The sequence below is a fragment of the Nonomuraea sp. NPDC001684 genome (assembly GCF_053596515.1).
In genome coordinates this window covers 1-10,603 of record NZ_JBSFGJ010000326.1, presented here as the reverse complement: position 1 = coordinate 10,603, position 10,603 = coordinate 1, and the positions used below count along the sequence as shown (strand labels likewise).

Sequence of the window (10,603 nt, the reverse complement as noted above, 5' to 3'; positions counted from 1 at the left end):
GCGCCGCCGAAGAAATTCGTGGCGGCGGGGGACGTGGCCGTCTCCGCCTACTTCACCACCTGGCTGGAGAGGACGCCCGGCGGCGGCGAGCGCGTGCGGCGCACCTGGCACCTGTACGACCCCCGCTCCGACGGCTACGAGAAGACGCCGTGGGCCTGGCTGGACGTGGCGCCGGGGCTCCAGCTCGCGGCGGTGCTCCAGGGCGAGCGGATCGGCAGGCGGGTGGGGATCGTCGACATGAACACCCGGCAGGCCCTGGCCTGGATCGACCTGGAGCACGATGTCGGCTCGCTGGTCTGGTCGCCGGACGGCACCAGGGTGCTGGCCACGGCGTACTCGCAGTATCCGGAGCAGAGCCGGAAGCAGATGGGCAAGGACGCCTACACCGTCGAGGAGTTCGTCCAGCCCAGGATCGGCTTCTACGTCATCGACGTCGCCACCGGCCAGGCCGCCTACCACCCGCTGCCGTCGCTGGACCGCGACGGCAAACCCGGGAACATGAACGCGCGCCAGGACCTCGGCTGGAGCCTGGACGGGTCCATGCTCTGGGAGCCCACCGACACCATGCCCGACAGGTTGTGGCTCGGCCTCGACGGCGTCCGCCGGGACGGCCCGGCCGGCGACCGGTACATCGACTACTCGGGCTGGTCGAAGGTCTCGCCCGACGGCAGGCTGACGCTGGACCGCGACCTGCCGCCGTCGGTGCCCGGCCGGCAGCTGGTGCTGCAGCACCTGGCCTGGGCCGACAACGAGAACGTGGTGGTGCTGGGCTGCGCGGGCGCGTGCAAGAACGAGTTCGACAACGGCCTGGCGCTGGCGAGCGCCGACGGCGAGCGGATGATCCAGCTCACCGGCAGCCGCGACCGCGGCGGCGAGGAGACCTGGCAGTGGGTGCTCACCCGCCGGAACTAGGTCCGGCGCACGCCCCGAGCCCCGTGCCGTCTCCGGCACGGGGCTTTCCCGTGCCGCTTGCCAGACACTGAACATGTGTTTAGTCTACTGAACATGTGTTCAGACCTGACCGCTCAGGCCAAGATCCGCAACGCGGCCATCGCGCACTTCGCCCGTGACGGCTTCGGCAAGACCAACCTGCGCGCCGTGGCGGCGACCGCCGGGGTGAGCCCCGCCCTGGTCATCCACCACTTCGGCAGCAAGGAGAAGCTCCGGAGCGCCTGCGACGAGCACGTCCTGGGCATCCTGGTCCGGCGGGCCGGCGGCGCCCGTCCGAGCGGCATGCAGGACCTCTTCCGCGAGTACCTGTCCAACCCGGAGGAGTACCGCCTCCAGGTGCGGTACATGCTGCGCGCGATCGAGGAGGACACACCGGCCGCGGCCACGTTCGTCGAGACGCTGGTGGCGGAGTCGGAGCAGGTCCTGCGGGCCGGGATCGCCGACGGCTCGATGCGGCCGTCCTCCGACGTGCGGGCGCTGGCGGTGCTGACCGTGCTCGACAGCGTGGCCACGCTGACCATGCCGCCGTCGCTGGCGCGCGCGCTGGGCCACGAGCAGTTCGGGCCCGACGTGCTGCGCCGCCTCGCGCTGCCCACGCTGGAGCTCTACACCCACGGGCTGTTCACCGACGACGCCGCTCTCAAGGCGGCCCGCGCCGCCCTCGACGACTCACCCCAGGAAGAGGACTGACGCGATGACCATCCCCCTCCCCGACCTCACCCCGCTGGAGAACACGCTCTGGCTCACCCTGGCCGGCAAGGCGCTCGACCACCGGGCCGAGCACCCGATCCTGCGCGACCGGACGGCCTACGACCTGGCCGCGAAGCTCGACCTCGACCCCGCCCGGTTCAAGCTCTCCGCCAGCCCGGTGGTGGGCATCGCCCACCGGTCCCTGGTCATGGACGACATCGTGCGGCGGTTCGTCGCCGGCCGTCCCGACGCGGTCGGGCTCGACCTGGGCGCCGGGCTCGACACCCGCGTCCACCGCGTCGACCCGCCCCCCACCGTCGACTGGTACGACGTCGACCTGCCCGGCGTGGCCGAGGCCCGGCGCCTGCTGCTGCCGGAGCGTCCGCACGCCCACGTCATCGGCCGCGACCTCAACGACCCCGGCTGGCTGGACGAGGTGCCCTCCGACCGTCCGGCCGTGATCGTCGCCGACGGCCTGATCGGGTTCCTGTCGCGGGAGGAGCTGGCCGGCCTCCTCGACCGGCTCATCCGCCACTTCCCCGCGGGCGAGATCTGCTTCAACGGCTACACGAGGTTCCACGTGTGGGCGGCCAGGAAGTACCCCGGCACCCAATCCGTCGCGCCCTTCCTGAAGTCGCCCGGATTCGACACGCCGCAGGACATCGAGCGCCTGGAGCCCCGGCTGAAGCTGGTGCGCGAGATCTTCCTGACCCGCGAGCCCGAGGTCGCCGGCTACCCGTGGACGACCCGGCTGGCGAGCCGGCTCACCTCATGGAGCACGTCCCTGTCCCGCAAGGGCACCGCCGTCCAGCACTACCGCTTCTGAGGGGCGGGCTCGGCCCGGCCGATCAGGCGTCTGCCCAGCCGCTGCGCCGGCGCCTCCACCCACCGCCACGTCAGCGCGCACAGACCGAGCAGCGCCGCGCACACCGCGGCCAGGAGCGTCAGCCGCGCCGCGAGCGGCACGCCCGACGGCTCCGGCAGGAAGAACTCGACGCTCTCCAGCAGCAGCGGGTGCAGCAGGTAGATCGAGTACGACACCAGCCCCAGCCAGGTCAGCCACGACGGCATCGCGCGGCGGCGCAGCGTCATCGCGACGGCGAAGGTCAGCCAGGCCGCCACGGTCGCCACCTGCGTCCCGAGCTCGGCGCGCGCCGGCCACAACCCCGCCAGCGGGATCAGCGCCACCCAGACGAGACGCCGCTGACCGAGCAGTCCGGCCTCGACGCGGTAGAGCACGGTGCCGGCGAACATGGTCGCCAGGATGAACAGCCCCTGCCACGGCCCGGGGTAGCTCTGGTTGACCGCCAGCAGCAGCAGGACCGTGCCCGCGACGGCCACGGCGCCCGCCTGCCGGACGCGCCGGCCGCCGCGCAGGACGGCGGCCAGCCCGGCGGCCAGCACGACGGTCACCACGACCACGACCGTGAGCATCCGGCCCGCGCCGCCCGCCGACAGCAGCGTCACCGGCAGCAGCCCGGCGCCGAGCACGGCGGCCGCCGCGAACCCGAGCGCGGCGGCTGTACTGCGCCGGTGCACGCCGAGGGTGAACATCGCGGTCAGCAGGAGGTAGAAGGCCATCTCGTAGGACAGCGTCCACAGCACGTTGGCCACGTTCGGCGCGTACAGCAGGTTCTGCAGCATGCCGGCGTGGGCCAGGGCCATGGCCAGCGGCCGGGTGTCCCACCAGACGTGCAGGTCGTCCCAGCCGAGCGCGGCGAGCAGCAGCATGCCGGCCACGCACACGGCGAACAGCGGCCACAACCGGAAGAACCGCGAGATCCAGAAGGCCCGCACACTGCCCCGGCGTTCCAGCGACGCGGGCACGATGTAGCCGCTGACCAGGAAGAACACCAGCACGCCGAACCAGCCGGGATCGAAGACGGCCTTGATCTGCGCGCGCGCCTCCGGCCACAGCGGTTCGAGCGCGTGCTCGAAGACCACCACCATCGCGGCGAGCCCGCGTAACGCGTCGAGCCAGGCGAGCCGCCCGGCATTCGGCGAGGCCGGACCTTCGACCGCGAGGGGAGCACGAAGCATCCGGACATCGTAGTGAGAAGTACGGTTTACAGCCTTACGACCGTCCAGAGTGGGCGACGGCCGCGCGGCGCGCCCGGCCGCGCCCGCTGGGGGTCACAGACCCGACATGGACGCGGCCAGGTACTGCCCGAGCTGCGGGATCCGCGCGTCGGACAGGCGGCTGGACGGGCCGGAGATGCCGGCCGCGCCGATCAGGGAGCCGCGGATCCGCACCGGCACCGCGACGCACCGGACGCCGTCGAAGGTCTCGTCCCGGTCGACCGCGTAGCGGGCCTCGCGTGACTCCTCCACCCGGCGCCGCAACTCGATGGGTCCCTTGGCGGCGTTCTCCGTGCCGCCCGCGTAGGACAGGCGGGCCAGGTGGGTGTCGAGGGCCTCGGGATCGAGGGCCGACAGGTAGGCCTTCCCCAGCGCCGAGCAGTGCATCGGCCGGATCGTCCCTAACTGCTCGGAGACGGCCACCACGTGCCGGGTGGGGAAGAAGGCGAGGTAGACCATCGTGTCCTTGGCCGGCACCGCCAGGATCGTCGCGTCGCCGCACTCGTCGCGGATCGAGGCCAGCACCGGGTCGATGATCTGGCTCCAGTCGGTCTCCGGCGCCTGGATGAGCCCGTAGAACTTGGCCGGGACGATCGTGTAGCGCTTGGTCGCCTCGTTGCGGGCCACGTACCCCGTGGCGACCAGCTCGGCGAGCAGGCGCAGGGCGGTGCTGCGGTTGACGTCGAGCTCGCGGGCGAGCTCGGCGGCGGTGAGCGGTTCCACGGAGAGCAGCTCCAGCGCCCGCAGCGCGCGCTGTATGGGAGAGGCGGTACGGCCGTCGGAGGGGTCGTTCGCACCGGGGCTCTGGTTCGTCGTCATGACAAGGATTGTCCGCCGTTCAGGCCGAAGAGGTGATCAACCGCTTCGCGGTTGGCCCTGAAGGATCTCTCGGCCTGGTCCTCCCAGCCGAAGACCTGCACGGTGAGGATGCCGTCGAACGCGACCGACTCCAGCGCCCGGCGCACCTCGGCCCAGTCGATCTCGCCGCGGCCGAGGTCGAAGTGCTGGTGGATCCGGCAGGAGACGCCCGGCGGGTTGACGATGGTGCGGCCGGGCCGGAAGGTGTCGGCGACGTGCACGTGGTCGAACCAGCCGCGGGCGAGCTCCACCTGCTCGGTGGTGCTGCCCTGGAGGTGGAAGGCGTGCGGCACGCAGTGCAGGTAACGCAGCCGCGGGCTGCCGATCTCCTTGATCAGGTCCACCGCGCCGGCGGTGGTCTCGATGAAGTCCCACGGGTGCGGCTCGACGACGAGCTCGACGTCCTCGCGGTCGAGCACCGGAAGCAGGTCCTCGATCGAGCGCAGGAACGCCTTCCGGCAGGCGTCGGGCTGGTCCGGGTGGCCGGACAGCTCGGTGTTGATCCGCCGGCAGCCGAGCTCCACGGCGGCGGCGATGCCGTCCCGCCACCAGGCGACGGCCTGCTTGCGGACGTCCTCGTCGGGGCTGGACCACGCCTGGATCACGGCGACCGAGACGATCTCGACGCCGGAGGCGTCCGCCGCGTCGCGGAAGCCGCGCAGCTCGGCCGCCGAGGCGCGCATGGGGCCGAACGCCGGGATGAAGTCGTCGCGGTTGCCCATCTCCAGATGGCGGTAACCGGCCTCGGCGGCCGCGCGGGCGGCGAGCTCGACCGGTCTGCCCTGGAGCATCGCCGGGTCAAGAGCGATCTTCATGCCACTTCTTCCTTCCAGACGCTGTCAGGGACGATGACCGCCTTGCCGGGGACCTGCCGGGCGCGAAGCGCGTCGAGCGCGTCGTTCACCTCGGACAGCCGCCACCGGGCGGTCGGTGAGAGCCGGATCCTCCCGGCGGCGGCCAGCGCGACGATCGACTCCAGGTCCTCGCGGCGGCCCGACCGGATGCCCCGGATACGGGCCTCCTTGCGCGCGACGACGGCGAAGTCCACGTCAGGGACGCGAGCGTACCCGGCCAGCAGGTACGTTCCGTGCGGGTTCAGTGCGTCCAGGCCCGGCGCCACGACGGCGGGCACGCCCGTGCAGTCGATGACGGCGTCGACGGGCGCGCCGGCCTCCTCGACCGAGGCGACGACGTCGTGGCCGACGGCCTGGAGCGCCCGGCGGCGCAGCGGGGCGGGCTCGACCACCTGGACGGGCACGCCGCGCACGCGCAGCAGCTCGGCGCACAGGTGACCGATGGGCCCCGCGCCGAGCACGAGCACGCGGCGCGGATCGCGCTCCAGCGCCACCCGGACGCTGTTGGCGGCGGTCGCCCCGCCGTCGACCAGCGAGGCGGCGTCCTCCCACGACAACCCGGACGGCAGCTCGACGAGCTGGGCCGCCCGTACGCGCAGATGGTCGGCGTAGCCGCCCCAGGCGCCGAGCACGCCGGTGATCGACACCAGCTCCGGGCAGAGCCGCTCGTCGCCGGCCCGGCACGCCGCGCACGAGCCCTCGCCGGTGAACAGGGTGATGGTGGCCCGGCGGCCGAGCCATTCCCGGGCTCCGGCGCCGGCCTCCACGACGCCCCCGACCGGCTCGTGGCCGAGCACGAAGGGCGTCTCGGGCCGGTAGGAGTGCCCGGCCAGGACGTGCAGGTCGGTGCCGCAGATGCCGCAGGCGTGCACCCGCAGGACGACCTCGTCATCGGTCTCGGGCACCGGCCGCGGCACGCGCGTGACGTCGAGCCGTTCGCTCGGGATCGAGGTGGCCACGGCGGCCTGCATGGTGGCCTGCACGGCGGTCTGCATGGTGGCCGTGGCTGACGTTGCTCCCACTGGTCGCCTTCTTCCGGGGGGCAGGTTCGGTGTGCACAACAGCATCCACAAGTGTTGCGACACATGCAACCCCTTGACGTCTCACGCAACACATTGTTCGAATCCACTGAGCAGTGAATTGCCAGGAAACATGCGGTTCACGGGGGTTGACATGCCTCGAATGTCCGCCATAGCGTCGGGCACCACTAACGTCCCTTGGTGCAACACAGTTCGTCTGACGCAACACCTCGCTGCTGATCACAGCGAGAGGTCGAGCCCCCAACGGCCGCCCGCAGGTGCTCTTCGTCGCCGACCTTGTGGATTGAGACTTCAGGACGCGAGGAGTCACCGCCATCGCCCCCCTCCGAGACCCCCCCGCCCCGGAGGCTTGATGGCTCATTTCAAGGAGGACAGGATGCTCCGACACCATCGCTCCGCACGAGCTCTGACCGCTGTCGCCACCGCCGCCGCCATCGGCGTCACGGGCTGCGCCGGCTCCTCGATCACCACGAAGCCGGCCGCCGCGCCGACCGACGTGGGCACGTCGTGCGCCAAGTACGGCACCGTCAAGCTCACCGTCGGCATGTCGGAGGCCGGCGAGGCCATCGCCAACGGCTTCAAGGAGCAGGTGAAGTCCTTCCAGGCGGCCAACAAGAACGTCACGGTCGACCTGCAGATCAAGGACTGGGCCTCCTCCGCCAGCACCATCAAGCTGGTGATGTCCGGCAACAACCCGCCCGACGTCATGCAGGGCAACTCCGGCTGGGCCATCAACGGCGCCCTGTGGAAGGCGGGCCTGCTGCTGAACCTGGACCCGTACGCCAAGGCGTTCGGGTGGGCCGAGAAGTTCCCCGAGTCGGCGCTGACGGTCAACAGGTTCACCGCCGACGGCAAGGCGCTGGGCGAGGGCAGCCTCGTCGCCGTCCCGCCCGCCATCCAGTACGTCGGCGTGTTCTACAACAAGGCCGTCCTGGGCAAGCTGGGCATCGACCCGGCCACGCTCGACGACAAGGCCGCCTTCCTCCAGGCGCTGGACAAGGCCAAGGCGGCCGGCGTCACCCCCGTCCTGCTCGGCGACTCGGAGAAGTGGCCGGCGCTGCACAACCTGTCGCTGTTCAACGGCTGGTACGTCGCCCCGGACACGATCAACGACTGGGTCTACAACAAGCCCGGCAGCACCTACGACGACGACGGCCACCTGAAGGGCTCGACCGACTTCCGCACCTGGATGGAGAAGGGCTACTTCAACTCCGACGCGCTGGCGACCAGCTTCACCGACGCCACCAGCCGCTTCGGCAAGGGCCAGTCCGCCTTCTTCGTCACCGGCTCCTGGGCCCTCGGCGACGTCGGCAAGGCCCTCGGCGACGACGCCGGCTTCATGCTCTTCCCGGCCGGCGACAGCGGCAAGCACGCGGCCGTCGGCGGCTACAGCCTGCCCTTCAGCATCTCGGCCAAGACCAGGTACCCCGACTGCGCGGCGGCGTTCATCGACTACGTGACCGCCGGCGAGGAGGCCGTCGCGGCGCAGATCGCGGCCGGCCGTCCCTCGGCGACCAAGGCGGGCGTCAACGCCAAGATCGACGACCCGCTGCTCAAGCAGATGGTCGACGCCTACGAGCGGCTGTCCTCCGAGAACGGCCTGTTCACCTGGGAGGACTGGCCCACCCCGACCATGCTCACCTTCCAGGGCGCCGAGGCGCAGCGGCTGCTGTCGGGCGAGGTCACGCCCAAGCAGTACAACGAGTCGGTCCAGAAGAACTGGGCCGACTACATGAAGACCCGTTCCTGACCTGTCGGGCGGCGCACGAGGCGCCTGCCCCGTCCCCCCGTGAGAAAGGCCATTCGTGGACAAGGTAGTCATCACCGTAACCGTCGACTGTTCCATGTCGTATCCCGGCTTCAAGGGCATGCCGAGGATCGACGACGTGCCCGCCGTCGCCGGTGAGTACGTACGGGCGATCGACTCCGGCGCGTCGCTCGTCCACCACCACGGCGTGCACTACCTGGAGGACTCGATCCAGGAGGACGGCCGCCAGCTCTCCCGCACCGACTACGACGGCTGGGCCGACCTGACCGACCGCATCCGCGCCGAGCGCGACTCGATCATCCAGTTCGGCATCGCCAGCGCCCGGCTGGAGGAGAAGGTCGCGCTCATGAAGCTGCGGCCGGACATGATGTCCTACGCCTTCAACGTGCACGACGAGTACTTCCGGCCCGACCCGGCCTACCCCGCCAACGAGCAGTACGCCATCCACACCCGCCCCGAGCTGGAGGCGTTCTGCAAGGCGGCCAAGGAGCACGGCGTCAAGCCCGAGGTCGAGTCGTTCTACACCGGCGCGTTCTGGAACCTGGAGTTCATCCGCGACCAGGGCCTGCTCGACGACCCGGTCTGGACGACCCTGTTCCTGGGCTGGCCCGGCGGCGCGTGGACGCCCCCCACCGAGGACTCCCTGCTGTACCTGGTCCGGCACCTGCCGCCGCGGGTCAACTGGAACGTCAGCGTGATGAACCCGAAGATGCAGTGGCGCCTGCTGGCCATGGCCATGAGCCTGGGCGGCCACGTACGGGTCGGCTGGGAGGACAACCCGTACCTGCCGGACGGATCGCCGTCGCGCTCCAACGCCGAGCTCGTCGACGAGATCGTCAAGATCGCGCACCTCATGGGCCGCGAGGTGGCGACCCCCGACGAGGCCCGCGAGATCATCGGCCTGCCCGCGCGGCAGGGCGGGGCCCAGCCGGCGGCCGCGGCCGCCGGCCAGAGCGCCTAGGAATCCGTCAGGACACGCCGGCGCCCCGGTGCGGTGCGGGAGACCGCGCCGCACCGGGCGCGCCACGTAGGGAAGTGGATCGCACCATGGCCGTCACGGTCACCACAGACGCCGGCCCGGCGACGCCCGCCGGCAGGCGACCCCGCCGGGGAGTCCGGCGGGGCGAGGTCCGCGGGATGCCGTACCTGCTCATCCTGCCCGGATTCATCTTCTACGCGCTGTTCGTCCTCGTGCCCATCGCCGACACGGTCCGCCTGTCGTTCCTCGAATGGGACGGGCTCTCGCCGCAGACGTGGGTCGGGCTCGACAACTACCTCCAGGTGCTGACCGATCCGAACACCTGGACCTCGTTGCGGGTCTCGCTCGTCTTCGTCGTCTTCGGCTGCGTGCTGCCGGTGACGCTCGCCCTGCTGCTCGTCGGCATCATCGCGCGGACCAGGATCCGCGGGCTGAGCTTCTTCCGGTTCGTGTTCTTCCTGCCGTACACGATCGCCCTGGCGGTCGTCGCGATCGCCTGGCGCTGGCTCTACTCGCTGGACGGCTCGCTCAACGCGATCATCAAGGCCGTCCTCGGCGCCGACCTGGTGCGGCCGTTCCTCGGCGACGCCGGCCTGGCGCTGCCCGCCCTGGGCGTCGTCGCGTTGTGGGCGACGTTCGGCTTCGTCGTGGTCATGCTGCTGTCCGGCACGCAGCACATCCCGAAGGAGCTGTACGAGGCCGCGCGCATCGACGGCGCCGGGCCGGTGCGCGAGTTCTTCACCGTGACCCTGCCCGGCATCCGCCACGAGCTGCGCGTGTCGCTGGTGATGACCCTCACCCTGTCCCTGCGCATCTTCGACCTGCCCCTGATGGCGACGCAGGGCGGCCCCGGCTACGCCACCACCACGCCGTCGCTGATGATGTACCGCGACGTCTTCGTCAACGGGCAGATCGGTCCGGGAGCGGCCATCGCCGTGCTCCTCACCCTGGTCATCTTCATCGGCGTCGGCCTGGTCAACCGGCTCGTCAGATCGGAATAACACGATGGTCTCCCGCCGCAGCAACACCATGTCCTACGTGGTCCTGCTCCTGTTCGCGGCCTTCGCGATCTACCCCTTCATCTCCACGACGCTCGTCGCCTTCAACCCGCCGGACGCGTCCGTGAGCGGGCTGGCCTGGCCGAGCCGGTGGTCCCTGGACAGCTTCGTCAGCGCCTGGGACAACCCGGACGCCGGCATCGGGCGCTCGCTGCTCAACAGCGTCCTGCTGTCCGGGGTGGTGGTGAGCGTGTCGGTCTTCTTCTCGATCCTGACCGGCTACGCGTTCGGGACGATGCGGTTCCGCGGCTCGTCGCTGCTGTTCCCGCTGTTCGTGCTCGGGCTGATCGTGCCGTACGAGGCGACCGTCATCCCGCTCTACTACC

10 protein-coding genes and 1 pseudogene are annotated in these 10,603 nt (G+C 71.0%); 7 read left to right on the top strand and 4 right to left on the bottom strand.

Annotated features, from left to right (window positions below):
* The 3 genes from ACWCSD_RS37800 to ACWCSD_RS37790 form a co-directional block, all read left to right on the top strand.
* The coding region (locus tag ACWCSD_RS37800; protein ID WP_449922147.1) for a hypothetical protein at nucleotides 1–912 on the top strand (912 nt) is incomplete at its 5' end.
* A gap of 93 nt (nucleotides 913–1,005) precedes the next feature.
* The gene (locus ACWCSD_RS37795) at nucleotides 1,006–1,641 is read left to right on the top strand and encodes a TetR family transcriptional regulator (RefSeq protein WP_449922145.1); all 636 of its coding nucleotides are present in this window, start codon (nucleotides 1,006–1,008) and stop codon (nucleotides 1,639–1,641) included.
* Nucleotides 1,642–1,645: 4 nt separating this feature from the next.
* Nucleotides 1,646–2,467 (top strand): class I SAM-dependent methyltransferase, encoded by an 822-nt coding sequence (locus ACWCSD_RS37790; protein WP_397162758.1) that lies wholly within the window; start codon nucleotides 1,646–1,648, stop codon nucleotides 2,465–2,467.
* Here the strand turns inward: ACWCSD_RS37790 and ACWCSD_RS37785 are convergent.
* The 4 genes from ACWCSD_RS37785 to ACWCSD_RS37770 all read right to left on the bottom strand — a co-directional run bounded on the left by ACWCSD_RS37785 (nucleotide 2,455) and on the right by ACWCSD_RS37770 (nucleotide 6,454).
* On the bottom strand, nucleotides 2,455–3,681 hold the full coding sequence (locus tag ACWCSD_RS37785; protein WP_397162759.1) for an acyltransferase family protein: 1,227 nt from the start codon (nucleotides 3,679–3,681) through the stop codon (nucleotides 2,455–2,457). The two genes, ACWCSD_RS37790 and ACWCSD_RS37785, sit on opposite strands and share 13 nt — an antisense overlap.
* Before the next feature lie 93 nt (nucleotides 3,682–3,774).
* Nucleotides 3,775–4,539 carry an IclR family transcriptional regulator gene (locus tag ACWCSD_RS37780; RefSeq protein ID WP_397162760.1) on the bottom strand — a complete coding sequence of 255 codons (765 nt, stop codon included), beginning with the start codon at nucleotides 4,537–4,539 and terminating at the stop codon, nucleotides 3,775–3,777.
* On the bottom strand, nucleotides 4,536–5,393 hold the full coding sequence (locus tag ACWCSD_RS37775; RefSeq protein WP_397162761.1) for a sugar phosphate isomerase/epimerase family protein: 858 nt from the start codon (nucleotides 5,391–5,393) through the stop codon (nucleotides 4,536–4,538). Before ACWCSD_RS37775 ends, ACWCSD_RS37780 begins: the two co-directional genes overlap by 4 nt.
* Nucleotides 5,390–6,454, bottom strand: coding sequence for an alcohol dehydrogenase catalytic domain-containing protein (locus ACWCSD_RS37770; RefSeq protein WP_449922142.1), 1,065 nt, complete (start codon nucleotides 6,452–6,454; stop codon nucleotides 5,390–5,392). The genes ACWCSD_RS37775 and ACWCSD_RS37770 overlap by 4 nt, the downstream gene beginning before the upstream one ends.
* Nucleotides 6,455–6,848: 394 nt before the next feature.
* On the opposite strand from ACWCSD_RS37770, the gene ACWCSD_RS37765 reads away from it, so the two are divergent.
* From ACWCSD_RS37765 to ACWCSD_RS37750, 4 genes and pseudogenes are all read left to right on the top strand, one after another.
* On the top strand, nucleotides 6,849–8,222 hold the full coding sequence (locus ACWCSD_RS37765) for an ABC transporter substrate-binding protein (RefSeq protein ID WP_449922140.1): 1,374 nt from the start codon (nucleotides 6,849–6,851) through the stop codon (nucleotides 8,220–8,222).
* A gap of 94 nt (nucleotides 8,223–8,316) precedes the next feature.
* Nucleotides 8,317–9,201 carry a 3-keto-5-aminohexanoate cleavage protein gene (locus tag ACWCSD_RS37760; protein ID WP_449922138.1) on the top strand — a complete coding sequence of 295 codons (885 nt, stop codon included), beginning with the start codon at nucleotides 8,317–8,319 and terminating at the stop codon, nucleotides 9,199–9,201.
* Between the two features lie 86 nt (nucleotides 9,202–9,287).
* Nucleotides 9,288–10,220, top strand: a complete 933-nt coding sequence (locus ACWCSD_RS37755; RefSeq protein WP_449922136.1) for a carbohydrate ABC transporter permease — start codon at nucleotides 9,288–9,290, stop codon at nucleotides 10,218–10,220.
* Nucleotides 10,221–10,224: 4 nt separating this feature from the next.
* Nucleotides 10,225–10,603: pseudogene (locus ACWCSD_RS37750) on the top strand (carbohydrate ABC transporter permease); the annotation flags it as partial.